Source organism: Cutibacterium sp., from assembly GCF_030525615.1.
Classification (GTDB): Bacteria; Actinomycetota; Actinomycetes; order Propionibacteriales; family Propionibacteriaceae; genus Cutibacterium.
In genome coordinates this window covers 281,662-304,856 of the sequence record NZ_JAUNEJ010000001.1, presented here as the reverse complement: position 1 = coordinate 304,856, position 23,195 = coordinate 281,662, and the positions used below count along the sequence as shown (strand labels likewise).

Below are 23,195 nucleotides of genomic sequence, written 5' to 3'. Positions count from 1 at the left end.
GTCTCGACGATGGTGCCGGGAATGCCCGGCTCAATTTCCAGTCTCTCACGCCCCGACGACACCGCGTTCACCTCACGTCGGGCGACCGCACCGTCAGTTCTTACGCCCGGGTCGACTAGGCTCGAATCATGGTCGCCGACGACAGTCTCCCCAACGTGAGCCTCGATCCGTCCACCCAACAATCCTTCGACCTCCGGTGGGACCGTTACCTACCCGATCTATGGATTGGCCTGAGCAAGGTTTATGGCGATCGCGCTGACGAAACCCTGCAAAGAATACGCGACATCCTTCTCACCCGGATCGCAAAGCGCCCTGAGGATCTCAAGCGCCTCGACGAGGCTCGGCTGCTGGAACCCGACTGGCTGCAACAGCCATGCATGATCGGATACACCGCCTACACCGATCGTTTCGCAGGCACTCTCGCGGGTATCAACGATCACCTGGATCATCTGTCTGAGATGGGAGTGCGATACTTGCACCTCATGCCCCTGCTGACACCACGGCAAGGAGCCAATGACGGCGGCTACGCTGTCGCTGACCATCGCACCATCCGCACCGATCTGGGCACGATCGACGACCTTTCCACCCTGACGGCTACGCTGCGCAACCACGGGATCTCCTTGGTCATGGATGTGGTCGTCAACCACGTCGCCGCCGAGCATGAATGGGCTCAGCGGGCTCGCGCCGGTCAGCAGAAGTACCGGGATTACTTCCACATCCTGCAAACTCAGCAGGAGGTTGACGGCTGGGAAAGGAATCTCCCTGAGGTTTTCCCTCACTTTGCGCATGGCAATTTCACTTGGAGCGATGACTGTCACGGCTGGGTCTGGACGACATTTAATGAGTTCCAGTGGGATCTCAACTGGTCCAATCCCGACGTCTTTTGTGAGTTTCTCGACCTCATGTGCGCCCTCGCCAACCGGGGAGTTGAGGTCTTCCGCCTAGACACCATCTCCTTCATCTGGAAACAGCTCGGTACTACCTGCCAGAACCTTCCCCAGGTTCACGACATCACCCAGTCGCTGCGTCAGGCGATACGAATCGTCGCTCCTGCGGTGGCTTTCGAGACCCAGACGGTTGTCGGCCCGGGCGACCTCACTGAGTACTTGGGGCAGGGCCGCCACTGGGGCAAAGTGTCGGATGTGGCCTACCACAACAGCCTCATGGTGCAGCTGTGGAACTCCCTGGCCACCCGCGATGTGAGTCTCATGGAAACGGCATTGAGCCGGGTTCCCGACAAGCCCTCGACCACGACCTGGGCCACTTATGCACGATGTCACGATGACATCGGTTGGGTGATCGATGACGCGGACGCCCGCGAAACCGGGTTGGACCCCGTCGCCCACCGTCACTTCCTCTCGCAGTTCTACTCCGGAGATTTCCCCGGATCTTTCGCCCGTGGGTTGACCTTTCAGGACAACCCCGAGACTGGGGAAAGCCACATCAGTGGCTCGCTGGCCAGTTTGGCCGGGTTGGAGAGCGCTCTAGAGGCCAAAGATCCGGCCCTCATCGACGCCGCCATTGCCCGCATTGTTCTGCTACACACCGCGATTCTCGGTTACGGGGGCGTGCCGCTCATCTGGATGGGCGACGAGGTCGGAATGCTCAACGACGATTGGCAGGGCGATCCCGATCATGGCGACGACAACCGGTGGGCTCATCGCCCGGCGATGGATTGGTCTTTGGTGGAGCAAGCTCAGGACGAACCCCACAGTGTCGCGGGTCGAATCTGGCGCGGGGTACGCCGCGCCATCAATGCTCGACGTCGCAGCCCCGAGTTCCACGCCTCAGTCGAGACAGTCGTGCTGCCCTCTCCCAGCCGCAAGGTCATCATGTGGGGACGACCACATCCGGAGGGCCGGATGATCGAGCTGTACAACGTCAGTGAACATGAGGTCTGGTTCCCGATGGAATCTTTGCGATCTGAGCTCGACGATGTCGTCACCGAGCTATTGAGCGGGTTCGACTACGATCTCACCCCGATGAATCTTCGGCTGGCCCCTTATGACTGTCTATGGTTGAGCGCCAGATCTGGACAGTGATGGCCCCGAGACTCGGGCTAAAACTACGAACGATTTGGGGGCGACCGCGCTCATTTGGTAGCGTGTCCTGTCGCGCCTGTTTGGCGCTTTCTACGTACATCGATCGAGGAATCAGAGGCTGCCCAGTGCCGAACATCAAGTCGCAGATTAAGCGCGTGAAGACCAACGAGAAGGCGCGCCAACGTAACAAGGCCGTCAAATCCGCCCTGCGCACCTATGTGCGCAACTTCCGCCGCGCCGCTGAGGCCGGCGATGTCGAGGCCGCCACTAAGGCGGCTAGGATCGCCAACCGTCAGCTCGACAAGGCCGTGTCGAAGGGTGTTATTCACAAGAACCAGGCCGCCAACCGTAAGTCGGCCATCTCCAAGAAGCTCAACTCGCTGGCCGCCTGAGTTTTCCTCCCCTGCGGGGATTCGCACAGCGCCTCGACCCACTGGGTGGTCGAGGCGCTTCATGTGCTTCTTCTGCTGACGTACCGAAGGGCGTCCCCTGCTTGGCGATCTTGGGCCTTGTTCAGGCCCGCCGGGCGTTCTCGACGTTGATGAGCATTGACTCCAGGGCATAGTTGGCGTCCACAGCAGCACCCTTGACGGCACCATCGCAGGCGTTGACGAGTCGGATTGCCCTTGCCACGCCCGCCTTGCTCCAGGACCGTGCCTGTTTGTTGAGAGCCTTCAGCTTCCACGGCGAGACTCCGATCGCCTGCGCCAGCTGCTTGTCTCCCATTGGCTGACGGCGCATGTCCAAGAACAGCCCCAGAAAACGCAGACCGCGAGCCATGGCAGCCGTCACCGCTGCCGGCTGAAGTCCGGCCGACAATCCCCACCGCAAGGTTTCCAACGCGTCAGGGAGTCGTCCTTCTAAGCTGGCGTCGGCAACATTGAATGCCGAGATCTCAGCCCTGCCACCGAAATAGGTCGTGATGGTTTCAGCAGTGATACGACTATCTGGTGAATCACTTCCCAGTTGGTCAATTGCGGCGGCCAAGGTACGCAGGTCATTACCAAGACCCTGGTGCAAGGCATTGACGGCGTCATGGTCCATGTCAAGATGGGCTCGACGAGCTTCCTTGGCGATGAAGTCTGGGATGGCCCACGGTTTGGGTGTATCCGCTTTTACCGTCTCGATCTTGGCCTTGGACAGCTTAGTGAGCAGCCCTTTTCCCTTCACCCCGCCGGGATGGACCAAGATGAGACACAAGTCGTCCGCAGGGTGGGCTGCTGTGGTAGCGACGAGATCGAACAAGTCCTTGTCCAGGTCAGCTACAGAGTCGACGACGACAATCGTCGCCTCACTGAAAAGAGATCCACCGGTAGCTTCCACGAATCGACCGGCGTCGACGTCACGCCCCTCCAATTCGACCAGCTCAGCCTCCGGAACCTCCCGTCGGGCGGCTTTTACCCGGGCGTCGACGGCCCTATCCGACAGCAGGGTCTCCGCCCCCTGAACCAACAATGCTGTGCCGTAGACCGATCTCACTTTTCCAAGAATGCCAGAGGATGCCCTCGACATTGCGCCAGGTGGTGTTCTGCCTTGTCGGAGGGTCAGTGAGAGTGCAGCCATTCCAATCGAGTGCGCAGAAGGTCCATCGAGGCCGAATCGTTCTTCGGGCCTGGCACCTCTCGGTAGAGCTGTCCCCAGCCCGCTTGCGGCGTCAAGTCGTGATACCGGGAGTAGTCAAGAAGGGCGCGGTGAATCTCTCGGCGCATTTCACGTGGATCGCTGATTGTGTCATACACCGAACCACCACGACGTTGCAGAGCTACGAGGTCGTCACGTCGGGCCTGTCTTTCCTCGGCCGCCTTCGATGCCTTGGAGGCTCGGCGAGCTGACGCCACCCGGCGGGCCTGCTCAGCCCGGATTTTCTCGTCCCGGGCCAGCAGAGCGCGTTCCTGCTCGGGACTCAGGAGACCGTCGAGAGCGAAGAGCCCATCATCGCTAGGTGCGTAGGTGTCGATGACCTCGCCAAGGATGGCGTCCGAGGCGACGGCCTGCCAGCTGCCAGTATCAGGATCAGGCTCGCGGCGTTCTCGGGTATCGAACTCCTCGATGAGATCGGACTCTTCGGGCGGCCCAATAACATGGTCGCGGGTTTCCTCCATCTCGGAGGCCAGATCGAGGAGACGTCCGACTGCCGGCAGAAAGACTGTGGCACGCTCGCGGCGATTGCGAGCACGAACCACACGCCCTACCATCTGGGCGAAAAACAGCGGGGTGGAGGCCGTCGTCGAGTAGATCAACACCGCCGCGTCGGGAATATCGACACCCTCGGTGATAAGACGCACACAGACTGCGCAGATCTTGTCCGGGTCGTCACGGTAGGCAGTCAGTTTCTTGGCTGAGGCCGCGTCCTCCGACAAGATCACCGAGGGGTCATCGCCGGTCACCTGTCGCCAGACCTCGGCGTATTCCTTGGCCACTTTCTGGTTCGAGGCCGGAATGAGCACCTTAGCGTGCGGGATAGTACCGGAATCGCGCAGCTGATTCACCCTCGCCCACGCGGCCGCCATGACGTGAGCGATCCACTCTCCGTCAGAGTCCAGTGCTGTGCGCCAAGCCATCTCCTCGTTAGCTTTGGTGAGTTCGGAGTCTCCAAGAATGGCGGTGTGTGTTTCCCCTACTGCGTCAGTCCAGGTGGATCGTCCGGTGTACGTGGCGAAGGTGACGGGACGTACAACGCCGTCACGTAACGCGTCACCGTATCCATAGGTGTAGTCAGCGACGGACTGGAAGACGCCGTCTCCCACTTCTTCGTAGCGGACGTGGGCGATTTTGGCCTCGTCAGAACGGAACGGGGTGCCGGTGACACCAAGTCGTCGCACTGCACCCGAGAAGGCCTCAATGACGCCCGCCCCCCAGCTCATGACGTCACCGGCGTGATGAATTTCGTCAAAAATGACCAGGGTACGCATATTGGTGGCACGGGCGGCATGAAGGGCCGGTTTCTGGGCCACCTGAGCGTAGGTGACGACACATCCGTGACAGTCGGGGGGAAGCGCCTCCGCGTTTGTAGTGTCACGCAGGTCGAAGCCGAGTCTGCGCGCCGCCACCATCCACTGAGTGCGCAGGTGATCGGTCGGACAGACGACAATGACGCGGTTGATGACGTGGTCCTGCCACAAGTGCGCAGCGACCGCCAATGTAAAGGTGGTCTTACCAGCGCCCGGGGTAGCGCATACCAGCCAGTCACGTGGGCTAGCAGCCAGGTAAGAATCCAGCGCCTCCCGTTGCCAGGTACGCAAGCGCATTGGCATACGAGGTCCCTTGGTTGTGAACCGTGACGCCACCTGTTCTCCTTCCCCGACAGCCCGGATCGGCAGTTCACATTAGCGCGCCCACCCGACACCTCCACATCAACAAGCCACCATTGTCGTTGCCGAAACGAGCGCCCCGAGGTCACATCCGAGTGCGCACTAAGACCGCCTCACCACGACGCGCCATCATGACCGCACCTTGTTCATCAGTGCGATAAACCTTCATCCCCATCTCCTTAGTCAAACCAACAGCCTTATGCGACGGATGACCGAAAGAATTGACCTTACCTGCCGAGACCACCGCGACGCTCGCCCCGGTCGCCGCCCAGAACTCGTCGTGTTGGTGCGCAGATCCATGATGGGGTACGACGAACACATCGCTCGACAGATCCGCGTGGCTGGCCAGAATATGACGCTGCTCGGCGGGTCCGGCGTCTCCTGGAAGAAGAACTCGCAACCCCTCAACCGTTGCTTTGACCACGACAGAGGAATTGTTCTCGACGGCAGACTCCTCCGATTCGTCGGCATCGACCAACTGGACTGCACCGAAGAGCTCAAGCCGCGCCATACCAGCCGTCACGACCTGGCCCGGGCGGGCCGCGCGAACCTGTGCCCCCATTTGTGCTGCGGCCTGTTTGACCCGCTTGACCGCCCCGTCCGGAAGGCCCACCTGGGAGACGATAAAAGTCCCAGTCGGCCCATGATCGCGAAGTGCGTTCAAGCCATCAATGTGATCGGCGTGGTAGTGGCTGAGAACCACCACGGGCACCTGATCGACGTCGAGATCATCGAGACAGCGGCCCAGCTTGCCCGGATCGGGACCGGTGTCGACAACGACTGCTGAACGTGGGCCGGAACGGACCACAGCCGCGCTCCCCTGCCCGACGTCGCAGACGGCAATGTGCCAGACGCCTGGCCACCCTGGAACCGGAGGTCGGACAACGGTCGCCGCAACCATCACAACCGCCGCCATCACCGTCAACCACGGACGCGCCAAAACCGTCGGCGTGACCAAAGCCAGCCCCAGACACAGCCCCGCGAGGACGACGAGAGCTGTCCGTCCAGCTGGCCATGTCAGGAGTCCCGCAGGAGCTTTAGCTCCCAGGTGAGCGATCCAGAGGATTGGCTGAACACACCATCCAGCCAGGCGTCCCAGCGGCACGGCCAAGGGTGGCCACATAAAAGCAAGGATTCCCGTCGTCATCCCGAGCACCGAGGCCAACGGGACGAAAGGAGCGGCTGCCATGTTAGCGACCAACCCAGTGGTGGATACCGTCCCTGCCATCCAGGTGACGACGGGTTGGGTCGCTAGTTGGGCGGCCCATGGCACGGTGACGGCTGCTGCCAGCCACGTTGGTGCCCATGTCATCGCAGCTATCCACGGTTGGGCCCACCACAAAATTCCAGCGGTGGCGCAGACGGACAACCAAAACCCGACAGATCGCACCAGCCACGGGTCGACAAGCATGAGGCCGATCACAGCAACCGCCAGAGTTCGAACTCCCCCGCGACGATCGAAGGCCACTCCGGTGGCTGTCATGGCCACGACCCCCATGGCGGCAGCGCGCACTACGGAGGCCTCAGCTCGACACACCACGACGAAGCCGACGACTCCGGCCACCGAGAGTACCCGTAATCCGCGCCTCTTCATCCCACACCACGCCCCAATCCACCACAGCAGAGCGGTCGTAGCAGCGAGATTGGCTCCCGACACGGCCATAAGGTGAGTCAACGCGGTGGCGCGGAATTCCTCAGACACCTCCTCCGAGACCGCAGCAGTATCCCCAACAACCAGGGATGGCACGATGGCGCGTTGCTCGTCAGAGCACCCTTTCACCGCCTCCACCAGACCGGCGCGAAAGCGATTAACCACCCGATCCAGCGGACCAGCGGGAGCGACAACCGTGGGAGGCGACCGCAGTTTCATGACGGCTGCTTCTGAGCGTCCCTCCTGTGGTGGGGTCAGCAGACCCCGAACCTTGATGTGTTCCCCCACAGAGACGTTTGCGGCAGCGGCCGATCTAGCCCCAGTTGCCATGACGACGACCCGCGCCGACTGTCTGATGATGCGCTCGTCTGAGCTGACTCGAGTGACAGCGAGGCTTAACACGACCGTCGATCCCGGCGAGCCATTACCCTCGAAGGTCCGTGGCTCCGCCACAACTCGACCTATCAGCGTCGCCATGACCCCTTGGTCGGCAAGCTCAGCTACCCCCATGCCATGAACGATGTGATCGCGCATTCCGGCAGCGACAACGACGCTGAGACCCACGAGGGCCGCGACGACCACCAGCCATTTCCTGCACCATGTCGCGATCATGGTCGCGACAAGGCAGCCTGCAGCGGCACCGGCGATCATCCAGTGATGACCGCTGATCCCGAGTGCAGCTGCCGCGCACGCCGTCACCGCAACTGGGACCATACGCACATCTGGAGTGACGGCCTGCTTGCCGTGAACAGCCTTAGACCGAGACATGGGGTTTGATCTTCTCGAAGGTCTTGGGTCCGATACCAGAAATCTCACGCAGCTGGTCAACCGAGGTAAAACGGCCATGTTCCTGCCGCCACGCCATGATTCGGCCTGCCATGACGGGACCCACCCCATCAATCGACTCAAGCTCACTCTGGCCGGCAGTATTGAGATTGATTAAGGTCCCAGCAGCCGATGACCCACCAGCTGCCGCACCGGCACCACTTGGTTCAGACCCTTGCCCCTTCATGCCACCGGCCGCTTCGCCAGGTGCAGTCACTGTTCCATCCCCGCGAGAAGGAATCCATATCTGGCAGCCATCACACACCGGGGCGGCAAGGTTGAGGCGTCCTGGGTGAGCTCCAGACGCCATACCTCCTGCCGCCTTGATGGCGTCCGCGACCCTCGCACCGGAAGACACCGTGTAGACACCAGGGTGCCGCACCTGACCCGCCACATGGACTTGGACACTGTGAGTCGGAGTTGGGGAGGGACTCAATGCTGGCGCTGAGACCGGTGCAGCGCCCGCAACGAGCGGCGTGTCCGTGTCACTGCTGGTAGAACCGGGCAAGGTGGCACCCTCAGGCACTGTCGAGACGGCGACCGCCCCGGCAGGTATTTCGGTGGGCTTGGACCTCAACAAGCCCACAGCCACCACTGACAACACCAATACCAGCAAGATTCCCACCGCCGAGGCGTGAACTCGGGTTACTGATCGTTTCGGCCTCGCAGGCTCCTCCGGTTCTTCGCCCCCAGGACTGGCAGATCGTCTCGGTCCCAGATTTCGGGCAGGCAAACGCGCCATGAGATTCTCGAGGCGTTCTCGGTATTCGTCGCTCATACTTACAGTTATCGTCGGAGGTCCCCGAGATCCACCACCCTTCTGCAAATCTGTGGACAACGCGACGCGGCGGCGAGTCTGTTGTCCACAGGCTCGCCGCCGCGTCGTCAGGATGTCAACCTTCAACCGGCATCACAGAAAGCTCACATGGTCACTTCGCAACGATGGAAATCATCTTGGGCAGTCGGGCAATGACCTTGACGATCTCCTTGCCCTCGGTGAACCGCTGAACGTTGGAATCAGCCAACGCCAATTCACGGGCCTCGTCCTCGGTGATATCAGGACTCACCTGAATCTTCGCACGGACCTTGCCGGTCACCTGGACCACCATGGTCACCTCCTCGGCAACCAGCAACGACTTGTCGGCGGTCGGCCACTGGGAGTTGGCGACGGACGGCTCCAAGCCAAGCATCTCCCACATCTCCTCAGCCACGTACGGGGCCACCAGGGACAACGCCTGCGCGGTAAAAGTGACGGCCTCACGCACCGCTGGATCGGCCGGCCCACAACCAGAGTTGATCGCCTTGCGCGTCGCATTGACCAGCTCCATGATGCGTGCCACCACCACGTTGAATCGACCGCCATCGAGCAGCTCAGTGATGTCGGCGATACTGCGGTGGGTCACTCGGCGCAGCCCTGCGTCACCCTTGGTCAGGTCGACGTCTGGGTCGCTGGTGACTTCAGAGGCCACCCGCCAAGCACGCTGCAGGAATTTTAAGGTCGAGGCTGGGGAAACGTCCGCCCAGTCAATATCCTCATCCGGCGGGCCAGCGAAAATGACGGTGGTCCGCACGGCATCGACGCCGAACTCGTCGATCTGCTTACCCAGGTCAACGCCGTTGCCCAGTGACTTAGACATCGCCCGGCCCTCGTTGATGACTTGGCCCTGATTCATGAGCCGCTGGAAAGGCTCGGTGAAGTCGATCATGCCAAGGTCGTACAGCACCTTGGTAAAGAATCGCGCATACAGCAGGTGCATCGTGGCGTGCTCGACGCCGCCGATGTACTGGGCGACCGGCATCCACCGACGCACGGCCTCAGCGTCGAACGGCCCCTGATCGAAATGGGGGGAGCAGTAACGCAAGAAGTACCAAGACGAGTCCACGAACGTGTCCATGGTGTCGGTGTCACGCTGTGCAGGCTTGCCACACCGGGGGCACGAGACCTCACGCCACTCGCGCGCCTCCTCACCGGCAAGCGGAGACTTCCCTTTGGGGGCTAGATCAGCACCGCGCAAGTCGGGCAGTTTGACTGGCAGCTGGTCATCGGGGACGGGGACGTCGCCACAGGAATCACAGTGGATGATCGGGATCGGACATCCCCAGAAGCGCTGACGGCTCAGCAACCAGTCGCGCAGACGATAGGTGATCGTCGGCTCACCGGAGCCCTTGTCATCAAGGAATTCACACATCTTCTTGATGGCTTCGGCCTTGGTGGTGATCCCGTCCAGGAATCCGGAGTTCTGGTAAGCACCGTCACCGGTAGTGGCAACACCGGACTCGCGCGGATCAGCCTCGCCGGTGTCGATAACCGGGATGACGTCAATGCCGTATTTGCGAGCGAAGTCAAGGTCACGCTGGTCGTGAGCCGGCACGGCCATGACAGCGCCGGTGCCGTAGTCAGCCAGCACGTAGTCACCAGCCCATACCGGGACCTTGGCCCCATTGACCGGGTTCGTCGCCTCGACTCCGAGAGGCACGCCGGTCTTCTCATGCTCGGTGGATTGACGCTCAATCTCGGACTTCTTCTTAACGTCGTCAAGGTAAGCCTCGAAGCCCGGACGGGCCTCATCGGAGACGATCTCCTGGGCCAGAGTCGAGTCGGGAGCGACGACCATAAAGGTTGCCCCATAGAGGGTGTCGGGACGAGTGGTGAAAACCCGCACCGGCTCCTTGCGACCGTCGATGGTGAAGTCGACGTAGGCGCCCTCCGAGCGTCCGATCCAGTTGCGCTGCATCGACAACACTCGATCGGGCCACTTGCCCTCGAGCTGATCCATATCGTCGAGCAGACGCTGCGCGTAGTCAGTAATGCGGAAGTACCACTGGTTGAGCTGACGCTTGGTGACGACCGCTCCGCACCGTTCACAGCAGCCATCCTTGACCTGCTCGTTGGCAAGGACAGTCTGGTCATTGGGGCACCAGTTGGCCCAGGAATCCTTTCGGTAGGCCAGTCCTTTCTCGAAGAAGCGGTTAAACAGCCACTGGGTCCAGCGGTAGTACTCCTCGTCAGAAGTGTGCAGCCTCATTGACCAGTCGAAGGAGACGGCATATCGCTTGAACGAGGCCGCCTGGGTGTCGATGTTGTTGTAGGTCCATTCGGCTGGGTGAGTGCCATGCTTGATGGCGGCATTCTCGGCCGGTAGGCCGAAGGAGTCCCAGCCGACTGGGTGCAAGACGTCATACCCGCGCAGCCGCCAGTATCGTGCCAGCACGTCGCCAATGGCGAAGGCCTCGGCATGACCCATGTGTAGGTCGCCAGAGGGGTAGGCAAACATGTCGAGGACGTAGCGACGCTCCTTGGAGCCATCGTCAAGGGCTGCGAAGGTGCGGTTCTCCTCCCAGTACTTGGACCATTTCTCTTGGGCTGCGGTTGCGTCGTAGCCCGTCGTCTCGCGCACCTGGTCGCTCACGTCACACCTCTCGGATCCATTACGGGTCTTACCAGACCCGCGACACATACGGGCCAAAGTTTAGCGACACTGCCCCACATATACCGTGAGGGTTCCCTGTCCTTCCTTGTGAACGCTCGTTCAATAAGAGCACAGTTGATCTCGTGAGCACCACGGCATATCGCTCGACTAGGCCTGCGGAGAAGACCGAAACGGCCTCCGTTCCGGTGCTGTCCGCCCTGCCCCCCGACATCTCAATAGATTCTTCCACTCCCGCCCGTAAGCGTCACGACGCTGACAAGGGCATAGGAAGTCTCAACTCCAAACTCAACTGGCTGCGCGCTGCAGTACTTGGAGCCAACGACGGCATCATCTCAACAGCAGGCATCGTCATGGGCGTTGCCGGTGCCACCGTCGATCGTTCCTCCCTCCTCATCGCCGGCTTGGCAGGTCTTGTCGCCGGCGCGCTGTCAATGGCCGGTGGCGAGTATGTCTCCGTGAGTTCCCAGCGCGACATCGAGAAAGCTGTCATGGCCAAGGAGGCCGCTGAACTACGCGACTTCCCTGGCGAAGAACTCGAGGAACTTGCCAAGATCTACTCAGACAAGGGGCTGTCTGAAGGGACTGCTCGCCAAGTTGCCCGTGAGCTCACCGCTCGCGATCCGCTACGCGCCCACGCTGAGGCTGAGTTGGGTATCGACCCTGACGAGTACACCAACCCTTGGCACGCCGCTTTCGCCTCGATGAGTGCCTTCACCGTTGGTGCCCTCGTCCCGCTGCTCGCCATGGTGTGTTCCCCCATGACGATCAGGGTCTACATGACTATCGCCGCGACGATCATCGGCCTGTTCCTCACGGGCCTGGGTTCGGCCCTCGCCAGCGGCGGCGGCAAAATCCGCCCGATCGCCCGCAACATCATCGTGGGTATCTGCTCGATGACGATCACCTACCTCATCGGTCACCTTGTCGGCACACAGGTCTAGACCTGTAACTCACTCGTCCAGGGGAGGGTGAGCGATCAACGTCGGGTCGTGGTCCATGACGTCCCACAGTTTGGGAGGCACGAAAGCACCGACGATAGCCGCCAAAGCCTCCGGCAGGTCCGCTCCCCCTGCCATCCCCTCACACCGGCAGGCACATATTGACGCCACTGCCCCGTCCCCGCTCAGCCATCCGGCCAACCCGCACAAGGCCAGCGGAGCTGGAGCCATCCGATCTGGGATCATCGCGAGGGCTTGGGCCCAGATCGTCAGCCATTCGGCAGCGTGCTCCCGTTCCATCGTCATCCATAAGGTGCGCGCCACCTCAGGGCGTTGGGCAGCTACCGCCATCTCCACGACGACGGCACTGTCAATCGGTGAGCCGGACTTCACGAGGGCACGGCACCTGGCAGCGACCACGTCATCGCTACGACGAGAAAGCCGTCTCCGCGCGTTTGTAATGAGTCGGCGGGTATCGGGGTCACAGGTTCGTCCAGGCCCTGACAGTTGATCGACGAGTTGGGTACGACTTGGTACAACAGTGAGTCCCCGATACACCGCCTCGGCAGCAATCTTCGGTGCCGGAATGTATGGGTGATTCTCCTTACAGTTCTGTTCGTCGCAGAAAACGCTGCGCCAACTCTGGCCGTCAGTCCAAGCGGCGTCACCAATATTCATACCCTTCATTGCGCGAGTGGCCAGGTGTAGCACCGCCATGCCACGGTCTTGATCCTTGCTAAAGGCCAACATGACAGTCCGTCCTTGCCCGGCCAGGGAGATGACTCGATAAGCAAAGGAATCCATAGCTGCGGCTGAGGCAACGTCGCCAAGATCAACCCGGGCGACGAAACCCTGGCAGGCGGCGCCATCGTCAGCAACGATCAAGAGCAGGCTCTCGCTGGGGGCGAACCCCAGCAGATAAGGTGCCAGGGTTATCGCCTCGTCGACGGTCCTGACTGTTAGCGGATCACGGTTGTCGGTCATGGATGAATGCAGTGTTGTCATACCTATAGTTGTCGTCTCAACCCTGCAAAATCCGCCAAGCAATTTCGAATCTGTGGATAACTCACGACCCCGTCATCTCGTCTCACCGTCAACCTGTGGACAACGCTGATACCCGTCGACCACGTACAGTGGAGCCACCATGAGCCAACCGCCTGACATCAGCCAGTATCAACCCCCGAAACGCCACGGCGGTTGGATCGCTGCCATCGTCGCAGCAGCGGTCATCGTCGCCCTCGTTGTGGTCGCCCGCCGGGTCACCAGCGAGTCTGAGATTTCCTCGACCCCCACACCAACCCCGGTGGCGACACCGTCATCAACATCCACCCCGACACCTATCCCGGCATCGGTCACCGCTATCGCCTCGTCAGTACCGTTCTCCTCCAAGGACAACTCATCCGAAGGAACATGGTCGATCGACAACGTCAGCTGGGGTCCGGGAAACGTCACCCTCACGGTGAGCGTCGAAGTGACCAAGGGGACTCTGAGTGACTACACCCTGTTCATCATGGAAAACGAGTCGACGAATATCCATGAGCCGACCTTTCCGCCCACCGGAACATTCGGCGACACCGTTTCTCCAGGCCAGAAGGTCCACGGCACGGTCACCTTCGACTGCCCACGCACTGACTCCACCGTCATGCTCACCCACGGGTCCGGGATGTCCTCCCCCATTATGTCCTCCCCCATTTCAGCGCTGACCATTAAAGCCTGATCGGTACCTGCGGTGCCCATGTCGCATAGGTAAGGGACCCGCGCCAAACGAGGGACTCAGCGTCAAGCCGAGTCCCTCATGGTGAGTTCTGTGTCAGAGAGTCCGTGCCATCAGACGACCTCGATACGCGGGTAGCGTGGCTGCCACATCGCCGAGAACACCTTCTCAACCGGGTTGTCCGTCGCCTCGGTCGCCACACCTTCCTCCATCGCCTTCTGAGCGACGGCAATGGCCACCGACGCCGACAGCGGCCTTAGAGTGTTGATAGACGGCAACAGAGAGGCCCCCATCACACGGTTGTCCACGTGCAAAGCGACGGCCTCGGCGGCAGCTGCGATCATCCCCTTAGTGACCCGAGAAGCCTGTACAGCGATGGTTCCTAGACCGATACCTGGGAAGACCAGAGCGTTGTTAGCTTGGGCGATCTGATAGGTCACGCCGTTTATCATGACCGGCTTGAACGGCGAACCGGTGGCCACCAGGGCACGTCCGTCAGTCCACGTGAGAATGTCAGAAGGCAGCGCCTCGGCCTTTCGAGTCGGGTTCGACAACGGCATGATGACCGGACGATCACAGTGAGCCGCCATTGTCTTGACGATCTCCTCGGTGAACGCACCTGCCTGAGCTGAGCAGCCAATAAGGATCGTCGGATGGACATTACGCACCACGTCACTCAGCGTGTACTGGTCAGGGGTGTCGATGATCCAGCCTTCCAGTTCTTCCTTGCTCCGTGCGAATGGCTGCTGGAAGTCACGCAGTCGCAGACCTTCTCGCAGCAGTCCCCGTGATCCCAATCCCCAAAAGTGAGAACGCGCGGTCTGCTCATCCGTTCCCTGGCTGACCATGAGCTGTATCAGGAGGTTGGCGATACCCGTACCAGCCGAGCCAGCCCCGTGAATGACGATGCGGTGCTTGCTCAGCGGAATGCCAGAAGTCTTGACAGCACTCAGCACAGCGGCGACGACCACAGCCGCCGTGCCCTGAATGTCGTCGTTGAAGGTGCAGTAGTCATCGCGATACTTGTTAAGGATTCGAGTGGCGTTGCCGGCAGCGAAGTCTTCCCAGTGCAACAGAGCGTGCGGGAACATACGGTGCGCAGTCTCCACGTAATGCTCAATGAAGTCGTCGTAACGCTCGCCGCGTACACGTGGGTGCCGTACGCCGAGGTAACCGTCGTCATTGAGACGTTCCATGTTGTCGGTGCCGACGTCGAGGACGACTGGCAGTACTCGGTGCGGATGGATTCCGGCAGCAGCGGTGTACACCGCCAGCTTTCCTACGGTGATCGCGACGCCACCGACCCCCTGGTCGCCGATACCCAAAATTCCCTCTGCGTCGGTGGCCACGATGAGGTCAACATCGTCTGGACCATGACCCAACTGCCCGAGAGCCTGCTCCATGTCTTCCGGATCGTCAATGGACAGGTAAATCCCGCGCGGGCGGTCATACCAGTGGCTGTATTCCTCAATCGCCTTGCCGATCGTCGGGGTGTAGACGATGGGCAGCATTTCCTCGATGTGCTCGGCAATAAGGCGGAAGTACAGCACCTCGTTACGGTCATGCATGTGGTTGAGGTACAGGTACTTCGCCAGATCGTCCGGCTGCGCCGAGTACTGCGCGTAAACCCGCTTGAGCTGGTCGGTGATCGTCATGACTCCCGACGGGAGAAGACCCGTCAGACCAAGGGCCTTGCGCTCTTCGAGGGTGAAGGCCGTTCCTCGGTTGACTAGGGGATTCGTCAACACTTCCTGGCCGCGAGCCGCAATCTTCAGAACTTCCCCGTCACTGTCCTGTACGTAATGAAAAGGAACCGACATACCCCCTAGCTTAGAGGCCGACAGCACAAATGCTCAGCGCGTCACGAGATGGATGACAACGTGTCACGCAAACGTTCTGCAGATGCCTTGAGGGAGGAAATCTCTTCTGCACTCATGGCGATGGGAACCACTCCCTCGATGCCGTCACGGGAGACAATGCACGGCAGGGACAAAGCCACACCGGAGACGCCGTGAACATCTTCGATGACGCTGGACAGCGGCAGGACGGATCGGCCCGCACTCAGCAGTGACTCTGCAAGACGAGCGCCCGTCAAACCGATGGCGTAGTTCGTCGCACCCTTCCCCTCAATAATCTTGTACGCGGCGAATGCAGCCTCGTGAGCCAGGTCGGCCAGCACCTCTTCGGTGAAGACACGCTCACCCTCGACGGTCCAATCCCGGATCGGCACACCTGAGATGTTGGCAGTCGACCACAGTGGAAACTCGGAGTCGCCGTGCTCACCCACGATGGTGGCATGGACGTGGCGCTGCTCGACGTTCGCCCACTGCCGAATCAGCCAGCGCAACCGCGAAGTGTCGAGCATGGTGCCGGTGGAGAAAACTCGATGGGCTGGCAGCCCGGTGGCCTGCTGGGCGACGACGGTCAGGACATCGCAAGGGTTCGTGACGAGAACGAACAGCGCGTTCGGGGACTGCTCAACCAACTGCGGCATGAGAGAACGCAGGATATTAGCGTTGACACCGGCGAGTTCGAGTCGGCTCTGGCCCGGCTTCTGACGAGCCCCGGCAGTGATGAAAACGACATCAGAATCGGCGGTGTCGTGAACGTCTGCACCCCCCAGAACCGAAGCGGGAGTGAACTGAGTGCCATGGGCGAGATCCGCCACCTCGGCCTCAACCTTGTCCTTAGCAATGTCGTACAGGGCAACAAGGTCAGCGGACCCGCGAATAAGGCAGGCGTAGGCCAGCGAGGAACCAACCGAACCGGCGCCAACGACGGAGATCTTGGAGGCGCGATGAGTGACGTCAGAAGTGCTCATGACGGCTATCTTAGGGTGGCCTCGCACCTGATCCCCAACGGTGCGCACCAGAGCCGCTCATCTGAACAAGATGCCACCTCAGATGGCCATTTGTGCACGCCTTGACGATCAGGGCATGGCCTTTATTCGTCAGTTCTTATTCCTTGGCTTTGTGCCACGCTTCGACGAGTTCCCGCGCACTGGATTCAGGATCTTTACTGCGACAAATCGCCGAGACGACACTCAGACCGTCACACCCCACCCGAACCACATCGCGGGCATCGGCAGCACTCACCCCGCCGATGACACACACTGGCCACGGGCTGGCCTTGACGACATCGCCTACTTTGGCCAGGCCGAGTTCCCCAGCTTCAGGCTTCGTTCCAGTGCCATGCAGGGCCCCGACTCCCACATAGTCGACCACGCGACGACCGTGGGATAGCGCAGCCTCCACCTGCGCGGGGGTCTGGGCAGACAAGCCGATCAGCAGATCGTCGCCCAGAATCGCACGGGCCTGGTCGACCGGCATATCAGACTGTCCAACATGGGCACCATCGGCTCCGATTGCACTCACCAGATGAACCCGGTCGTCAATAATGAGGGGAACGCCGCTGCACTCTTCTCTTATCCGTCGCCCCAAGGTAACGAATTCGTCGTCGGACAGATCATGGTCGCGGAACTGGACCATTGTCACCCCGCCGGCGATAGCACGCCGCACAGTCTCGACGACCCCATCAGGGCCACCACATTGGGCGGTGTCTGTGACGAGGTACACCGACATATCGAAATCAGGCCGTGACATCGCGAAGCCCTCCTCTCTCGCCAACCTCGTCGGGTGAGACCAGGAACAATTCATCCATGAGAGCTTGCGCAAAGCCTCCCGGGCCGACACTGCGAGCCGCCGCTCGTTCGGCGGCCACACACAGCATGGCGGTCGCGGAGGCGGCGGCAATAACGTGATCGCTCTGCACGGCAGCGAAAGCCGCCGTGAGGGCTCCTAGGGAGCACCCAACCCCCGTCACCCTGGTCATCCACTCATGCCCCGATGAGACGGTGACATGGCGGTGTGCGTCGACGATGTGATCGACAGGACCACTAATAGCGACCGCGGTGCCGTAGCTACGCACAAGCTGAGCTGCGGATGCCAAAGCACCTTCAACGGTGTCTCCTGCCTCCGGACCACGCGCAGAGGCAGCAGTACCAGCCAATGCCAAGACCTCAGAAGCATTCGCGCGAATGACAGCGGGAGCGCCGACGCTTAGAGCGTCAAGAGACACCTGGGTACGCCATGGCATTCCCGCAGCCACCGGGTCAAGCACCCACGGCGTGCCGCTGCTGGCCGCTCCTCGCGCCGCAGCGACCATGGCTTCGGCGGTCTCTCGATACGGAGTACCCGTATTGACGAGAACACCGTCAGCTGCCGAGGCGAATCCTTCAGATTCTTCGGCGTTGTCTACCATGGCGGGAACAGCTCCGGCAGCCAACAACACATTTGCGGTGATATTGGCAACCACGATGTTTGTCAGACATTGCACCAACGGATTATCTCGGCGTAGTCGCTCCACCGATTCGGCCACGAGATTCGACAATTCAGTCACATTAACCACTTCCTTCGCCGGCATAACCCGGACAGGTTCAGGCGGTCGGTGCCTTCCCGGCACCCTCTCAGCCCACAGCGGGCTCCCGCGTCGTTAAGCCATACTCTAGCGCCGCAAGGCGTGCTGGCGATGCCAGGCCCTTTCCGCTCCGATGGAACTGGGGTCCTACGCTACATAACGTTGCTCACCGGACTAGCGAAGGCTTTCAAGTCATCCCAAGAATCAGCACGGGCGGTGTCTTGCTCGTAGGCGATCAGATAGCCCCAGTGCTGACCGGCGTAGGCATTCTCGGCAATCAGGCGGCGCACCAACGCCTCGGCGGCTTTACGCTTGGCCTGCACTTGGGCGTCATCACGGCCCCGCTCTGATTTGCCTTCGATGATCCAGTGCACCCCGTTGGTGTCCAAGGCCACGAAGTCTGGGTAGTAGCGATCTTTCGCGTTGTAATACACGAACGCCTGGTCTTGCGAGTGCAGGCGATGCCACCACACGATCCCCGGCGACGTGTTAAGCAGGCGAGCAAGCTGGTATTCACCGGTGAAGGAATCGAAGGATTCTTCAGCGAATAGCGACTTAAACCAGCCCCGATAGACCCGGCCTCGCACGAACTGGTCACGACTCTCGATCTGGTCATGAATTCTTTCGCCGAGTGGGAGTGTGTAGCTGTCACCGGGCATCAACTTGGGGTGAATGGTCGGTACCTCGCGGGTGGCTCGCAGGGTCTCGGCTGTGTAGTTCTTTATCAGCCCCGCTAACTCATTACGGGCCGAGTCGAGGGATTTGGCGGTCCAGCCAGTGAACGTCACGGCGCGCATGAACTTCGGCACCAAGAACGTGGCGACGTAGCGGGCAGTCTGCTCGGTTTTGGGCACCAGCGACATGTTAATAACCAGTTTGACCAGCGCCTCCTCGGCGTCGACATCGTCGACGTGGACGGAGTCAACTTCGGCGCTTTCTCGATCCTCGGCCCGCAGTTTCTTGCCCCGGGCGGCAATGATCTCTTTGCGTAGCAGCACATCCCCAGCGGAGGTCACTCGCCGGGCGGCTTGCTCAACCTCGGCGTCACTGATTTCTGACAGGTCAATGGGCGGCTGCTGCACTGTCATCGTCGTCACCGGGAACTGGTAGGACACCTCAGCGAAGCTGGAGTTGCGTCCGATCGACACCAACTCCCAGGCGGGCTGATCCTCCTGCTCGGTGATGGTACGAACCCCGACACTAGGCAAACTCGCGCCGGTGTTATCGCCGCTGACGGGAACGGTTCCCGGCCGCGGAGCCACACCACCGGCGACCTCACCACTGACACCGGTACCCGGTTCACAACCGGTTGTCGTCGTTGGTTGGTCACCGCCGGTCGTGGGCGTACCTGTATCCGTGCCGGACTCTTCGGCGGCTTTGCGGATCGCCTCCTCAACCTTGGCTTTGTCGGGTGCGGCGACGGCTTCGTCCAATCCGAACTGCTGCAGCACGTTCTCCGCGTTGAGCAGCTCGGTGAAGGATTGGTGGGCGATGATGTCGAGCTGGTCAATCTGGCCCACACCCGTGTACTTACCGAACGGCAGCCGCAGCCCGCGCCCCATCGTCTGCTGGGTCAGCACCTGTGAGGCCATCGCCCGCAAGGTGACCACGACGGCGATGTTCTTGACATCCCAGCCTTCTTTGAGTTTGTTGACACTCACCACCGCCAGTACCGGCGATTCGGGGAGGTCGAGCTGGTCGAGGCGGCACTGAGTCAACTCATCCTCATGCTTAGAGTCCACCTGCAGCACGGCCTCGTCGTGGCCGAGATATTCAGGGGTACGCAAAAGCTCGGCAACCTGGGTGGCGTGCTCCACATCCGAGCAGACCACGAACGCCACCGCATTCACACGGGGGCGGTTCTGGGAAGCCGCATACGAGTCGTAGTAGACCTGCTTGAGGGTGCGCAGCTGCAGCGCGTCGCGCAACTGTTGCTCCTCGGAGGCTTCATCGGTGCCATATCCAGTCTTGCGGAACGCCAACACGGGGGCCTTGACGTACTTGTCCTGGATGGCGCGGTAGAGCGGGTACTCGTAAATCACATGATCGGTCTTCTTGTCCACCGACGCGGTCAACCCGATCGCCGCTGCCGGATCAAGCTCCTTCAACGCTGCATTGAACGCGACCGCACTGGCCCCGTACAGGTGGGACTCGTCCGCGATCACCACCAGATCATCGAGACCCTTGAGGTAGTCGAAGAGCACGCCGGCATTCTCATCAAACCGGCGCGGCTTACGACGCATCGCATCCTGCGTAGCGCCGTGGGTATCACCCTCAGCGTCCTTCGGGGCGATCAACTGCTGAATGTTAAAGATGAACGCCAACATCGGGGTCTCCCGCCCGAACGCGAGCTGAACCGGACCGTTCTGCCGGGCGATCCACGCCGAATAATCCTGCGGGGTCACTACCTCGGGCGGCACCGCCGCGCCGGTGATGTAACGGGACGAACCAGGCGTGAAATTCTGCACCGTCTTCGCCTGCACCGTCTTGCCTGGGGTGACGATCACGACGTTGCCGACCCCCTGTCGGCGCAGGTACTCCACAAACGCCGCCATCAGAAAGGTCTTACCCACACCGGTCGCCAGGTTGAGCACCTGCATCACAGCCGGGTCATAATCACCATCAAGGGTGAGCACCAGTTCGCGTAGCGCTTCCTTATTCGGGGCACGCAGATCGAACTCGGCACTAATCGACTCCAGCATGTCGGAATCACAACTGATGTTGAGCCTGGCCGCCATCACAGCTCACCACCCTCGCTGTAGCGAAACACATCATCCGGCAGGGCAACCACTCGCGACCCCTTCACCAGTGTGCGTAGATGCTCACGTACCCCGTCCATCACGATGGTGGCGGCCAGTACGATCGTCTCCCCGGGCTTGCTTTGGGAAGCAAGCCAGTCAACGATCTCGGTTGTGGCCGCACCCTCCACCACCTTCAACAAGGCATTGCCACGGCGGGCATCAAAGACGTAATCATCATCCGGGTGCAGCAGTGTGAACCCGAGATTGGCGGCCACCGACTCGATTAGAGTCTGTCCGGTCGCTGCGGCTGTCAGCATCACCCGACCCAACTTGGGGTCATAATCAAAACAGGCCGGCGACAGGTGCGCGACCTGGAAACCACCCCCACCCCGCCAATTCACCACATCTTTCGAACGCTTGGTCTTAGCAGCAGCCTTGAGCGCCTTAATACGAGGATCGTTCTTCGCCTCAGGGTCATCCTTGACCAACTTGTTCAACACGCTCGTGAATTTCGCCGCATCATCCGGGCTCACACCATCAGGCAGTTCCACACCATCAGCAGCAACACGCTGGCCCTTACAACGGGTTACCCCCCCCGATCCTCATCATTGACTACTTTTGTCAAACGCGGCTTCGTAAACCGCTCAAACGTGTCCGCCACCAACTCACACGTCACCCAACGCCGCCCCATCTTCTGCGCCACCGCAGCCGTCGTCCCCGACCCAGCAAAACAATCCAACACAATATCGCCAGGATTAGAACCAATATGAATAATCCGCTCAAGAAGACGCTCAGGTTTGGGAGTGGAGAACGGCACCAGCCCAGGGAAGAGTGCCTTTACCTCCTCTTTCCCTTCTTGGCTGTGCCCGGTTTCCATAGAACCCCACAGGGTCTCAGGTGGGCGCGTATTTGAGGATTCGGCATACTGGCGCAGGTAGGGCTGAAGCCCGTTCCCTTTATCGAGCCAGTCAATCTCAGAGTAGTCAGCCTGAACCTTTTCTCTCTTCCATCGCCAATTGCCTTGCGTCCCATCTGGTTTAATAGGCCAAACCTCCTCCCCGTGAGGGTTACAAATCGGGTACCAGAGATTAGGGCGATCTTCTCGGCGACTGTTTTTGCCCCACTTTCGGAGAGGGTCGGATCTGTAGTGCCGACCGTCTTCATCGACTAGCCGGAATTGGTCAAGATTTGCAGGCTTCTCTATTGCGTTTAAGGAAAACTCTTCGCCTGCGCGATAAACCAAAATTGTGTCGATTCGCTTACTAAATTCCTTTGCATCGCCTCTTGGAGAGTAGACCTTCTCCCATGCCACTTCTGCGAGGAAATTCCCGGCTCCGAAGACCTCATCCATCAGCACGCGCATCCGGTGAACCTCCACATCATCCAGATGGACCCATATAGACCCGTCATCGGCAAGTAATTTCTTCATGTGGAGCAGCCGGTCGCGCATCATGGTCAGCCAGATGGAGTGCTCCAAGTTGTCTTCGTAGCTCGCGAATGTTTGCGCGGTGTTAAACGGCGGATCAATGTAGATGAGCTTGACCTTGCCTACGTACTTGTCAGCCAGCTCGGGCACCCGCGTAAGGGCCTCAAGAACGTCGCCGGATTCGCCGAGTATGAGCAGGTTATCGTCCTGAGGTTCCAGATCGGCGCGCTCGGAGTAGGCGAACTCGTCAGACTTCGGTGTCTGGCTACCTTGCACATAGTCGTCCATCACGAGGGTGTGGGTTTCGCAGTAGCGCGGATCAGAAGGGTCAACCCACGTGTAGCCGTACTTGCCGGTCTCAGTGGGGATGAGAGCCTTGTCCTTGTTGTACCAGGTGAGCTGGAGACGTTGAGCGGTCATCTAGTCAGTCTCTCTCTTCATCTCGGTGGGGACGACCTCGCAGATGTCGGCGATGTCGCAGTCGAGCGCTTCGCAAATCTTCACGAGGACGGTCGTGGTGACGTTTTCGTCGCGGCCGAGCTTGGCGATGGTCGCTCCCGAAAGCCCGGTCATCTTGCGTAGGTCTTGCTTTTGAAGCTCTCTATCAATGAGCAGTTTCCACAAGGGCTTGTAGCTCACCGCGATCGCGGGAGGCTTCGTCATGACTGCTCCTCTTCTGCAACATCGTACACATCGTCCA

16 protein-coding genes, 2 pseudogenes and 1 riboswitch are annotated in these 23,195 nt (G+C 60.5%); of the genes and pseudogenes, 4 read left to right on the top strand and 14 right to left on the bottom strand.

Annotated elements, in window-relative coordinates:
- Positions 1-128: 128 nt before the first annotated feature.
- Together Q4B98_RS01385 and rpsT are read left to right on the top strand one after the other, a co-directional pair.
- Positions 129-2,042: an alpha-amylase family protein gene (locus Q4B98_RS01385; protein WP_303194907.1), complete on the top strand. Its 1,914-nt coding sequence runs from the start codon at positions 129-131 to the stop codon at positions 2,040-2,042.
- Positions 2,043-2,167: 125 nt separating this feature from the next.
- Complete coding sequence (rpsT, locus tag Q4B98_RS01380; protein WP_303194905.1) at positions 2,168-2,434, top strand: 30S ribosomal protein S20; 267 nt, start codon at positions 2,168-2,170, stop codon at positions 2,432-2,434.
- A 121-nt stretch (positions 2,435-2,555) separates the two neighbouring features.
- Here the strand turns inward: rpsT and holA are convergent, their stop codons facing one another.
- The 5 genes from holA to leuS all read right to left on the bottom strand — a co-directional run bounded on the left by holA (position 2,556) and on the right by leuS (position 11,239).
- Entirely contained in the window at positions 2,556-3,554 is a 999-nt protein-coding gene (gene holA, locus Q4B98_RS01375; protein WP_303194904.1) for a DNA polymerase III subunit delta, read from the bottom strand.
- A 32-nt stretch (positions 3,555-3,586) separates the two neighbouring features.
- Positions 3,587-5,296, bottom strand: coding sequence for a DEAD/DEAH box helicase (locus Q4B98_RS01370; RefSeq protein ID WP_303195566.1), 1,710 nt, complete (start codon positions 5,294-5,296; stop codon positions 3,587-3,589).
- Positions 5,297-5,438: 142 nt separating this feature from the next.
- Positions 5,439-7,718 (bottom strand): ComEC/Rec2 family competence protein, encoded by a 2,280-nt coding sequence (locus tag Q4B98_RS01365; RefSeq protein WP_303195564.1) that lies wholly within the window; start codon positions 7,716-7,718, stop codon positions 5,439-5,441.
- A 40-nt stretch (positions 7,719-7,758) separates the two neighbouring features.
- A complete protein-coding gene (locus Q4B98_RS01360; RefSeq protein ID WP_303194902.1) occupies positions 7,759-8,607 on the bottom strand; it encodes a helix-hairpin-helix domain-containing protein in 849 nt (282 codons plus the stop codon).
- Between the two features lie 151 nt (positions 8,608-8,758).
- Positions 8,759-11,239, bottom strand: a complete 2,481-nt coding sequence (gene leuS, locus Q4B98_RS01355) for a leucine--tRNA ligase (protein WP_303194900.1) — start codon at positions 11,237-11,239, stop codon at positions 8,759-8,761.
- Positions 11,240-11,445: 206 nt separating this feature from the next.
- Between leuS and Q4B98_RS01350 the strand changes: the two genes are divergently transcribed.
- Positions 11,446-12,201: a VIT family protein gene (locus tag Q4B98_RS01350; protein WP_303195562.1), complete on the top strand. Its 756-nt coding sequence runs from the start codon at positions 11,446-11,448 to the stop codon at positions 12,199-12,201.
- Between the two features lie 9 nt (positions 12,202-12,210).
- Here Q4B98_RS01350 and Q4B98_RS01345 read toward each other — a convergent pair whose 3' ends face one another.
- Positions 12,211-13,203 (bottom strand): DUF4192 domain-containing protein, encoded by a 993-nt coding sequence (locus Q4B98_RS01345; RefSeq protein WP_303194898.1) that lies wholly within the window; start codon positions 13,201-13,203, stop codon positions 12,211-12,213.
- A 171-nt stretch (positions 13,204-13,374) separates the two neighbouring features.
- Positions 13,375-13,677, bottom strand: a pseudogene (locus tag Q4B98_RS01340) (hypothetical protein); the annotation flags it as partial.
- Between Q4B98_RS01340 and Q4B98_RS01335 the strand changes: the two are divergent.
- The gene (locus Q4B98_RS01335; RefSeq protein WP_303194897.1) at positions 13,658-13,915 is read left to right on the top strand and encodes a hypothetical protein; all 258 of its coding nucleotides are present in this window, start codon (positions 13,658-13,660) and stop codon (positions 13,913-13,915) included. The pseudogene Q4B98_RS01340 and the gene Q4B98_RS01335 sit on opposite strands and share 20 nt — an antisense overlap.
- A gap of 110 nt (positions 13,916-14,025) precedes the next feature.
- On the opposite strand, the gene Q4B98_RS01330 is transcribed toward Q4B98_RS01335, so the two are convergent.
- The 7 genes and pseudogenes from Q4B98_RS01330 to Q4B98_RS01300 all read right to left on the bottom strand — a co-directional run bounded on the left by Q4B98_RS01330 (position 14,026) and on the right by Q4B98_RS01300 (position 23,140).
- The gene (locus Q4B98_RS01330; protein WP_303194896.1) at positions 14,026-15,732 is read right to left on the bottom strand and encodes an NAD-dependent malic enzyme; all 1,707 of its coding nucleotides are present in this window, start codon (positions 15,730-15,732) and stop codon (positions 14,026-14,028) included.
- Positions 15,733-15,773: 41 nt separating this feature from the next.
- On the bottom strand, positions 15,774-16,742 hold the full coding sequence (locus tag Q4B98_RS01325) for an L-lactate dehydrogenase (RefSeq protein WP_303195561.1): 969 nt from the start codon (positions 16,740-16,742) through the stop codon (positions 15,774-15,776).
- Between the two features lie 127 nt (positions 16,743-16,869).
- On the bottom strand, positions 16,870-17,514 hold the full coding sequence (gene thiE / locus Q4B98_RS01320) for a thiamine phosphate synthase (protein ID WP_303194895.1): 645 nt from the start codon (positions 17,512-17,514) through the stop codon (positions 16,870-16,872).
- Entirely contained in the window at positions 17,501-18,334 is an 834-nt protein-coding gene (thiM, locus tag Q4B98_RS01315) for a hydroxyethylthiazole kinase (protein WP_303194893.1), read from the bottom strand. The genes thiE and thiM overlap by 14 nt, the downstream gene beginning before the upstream one ends.
- Positions 18,303-18,409, bottom strand: a riboswitch (TPP riboswitch). (Overlaps the previous gene by 32 nt.)
- A 71-nt stretch (positions 18,410-18,480) precedes the next feature.
- Positions 18,481-21,066 carry a DEAD/DEAH box helicase gene (locus tag Q4B98_RS01310; protein WP_303194891.1) on the bottom strand — a complete coding sequence of 862 codons (2,586 nt, stop codon included), beginning with the start codon at positions 21,064-21,066 and terminating at the stop codon, positions 18,481-18,483.
- Positions 21,066-22,915: pseudogene (locus Q4B98_RS01305) on the bottom strand (site-specific DNA-methyltransferase). The gene Q4B98_RS01310 and the pseudogene Q4B98_RS01305 overlap by 1 nt, the downstream one beginning before the upstream one ends.
- Complete coding sequence (locus tag Q4B98_RS01300) at positions 22,916-23,140, bottom strand: helix-turn-helix domain-containing protein (protein ID WP_368492292.1); 225 nt, start codon at positions 23,138-23,140, stop codon at positions 22,916-22,918.
- Between the last annotated feature and the right edge of the window lie 55 nt (positions 23,141-23,195).

Excerpts from the sequence above, each read along its gene's own strand:
- Q4B98_RS01330 (WP_303194896.1), bottom strand. The coding sequence starts at position 15,732 with ATGTCGGTTCCTTTTCATTACGTACAGGACAGTGACGGGGAAGTTCTG.
- Q4B98_RS01365 (WP_303195564.1), bottom strand. The coding sequence starts at position 7,718 with ATGGTCCCAGTTGCGGTGACGGCGTGCGCGGCAGCTGCACTCGGGATC.
- Q4B98_RS01345 (WP_303194898.1), bottom strand. The coding sequence starts at position 13,203 with ATGACAACACTGCATTCATCCATGACCGACAACCGTGATCCGCTAACA.
- Q4B98_RS01310 (WP_303194891.1), bottom strand. The coding sequence starts at position 21,066 with ATGGCGGCCAGGCTCAACATCAGTTGTGATTCCGACATGCTGGAGTCG.
- holA (WP_303194904.1), bottom strand. The coding sequence starts at position 3,554 with ATGTCGAGGGCATCCTCTGGCATTCTTGGAAAAGTGAGATCGGTCTAC.
- Q4B98_RS01385 (WP_303194907.1), top strand. The coding sequence starts at position 129 with ATGGTCGCCGACGACAGTCTCCCCAACGTGAGCCTCGATCCGTCCACC.
- Q4B98_RS01360 (WP_303194902.1), bottom strand. The coding sequence starts at position 8,607 with ATGAGCGACGAATACCGAGAACGCCTCGAGAATCTCATGGCGCGTTTG.
- Q4B98_RS01370 (WP_303195566.1), bottom strand. The coding sequence starts at position 5,296 with ATGCCAATGCGCTTGCGTACCTGGCAACGGGAGGCGCTGGATTCTTAC.
- thiM (WP_303194893.1), bottom strand. The coding sequence starts at position 18,334 with ATGCCGGCGAAGGAAGTGGTTAATGTGACTGAATTGTCGAATCTCGTG.
- thiE (WP_303194895.1), bottom strand. The coding sequence starts at position 17,514 with ATGTCACGGCCTGATTTCGATATGTCGGTGTACCTCGTCACAGACACC.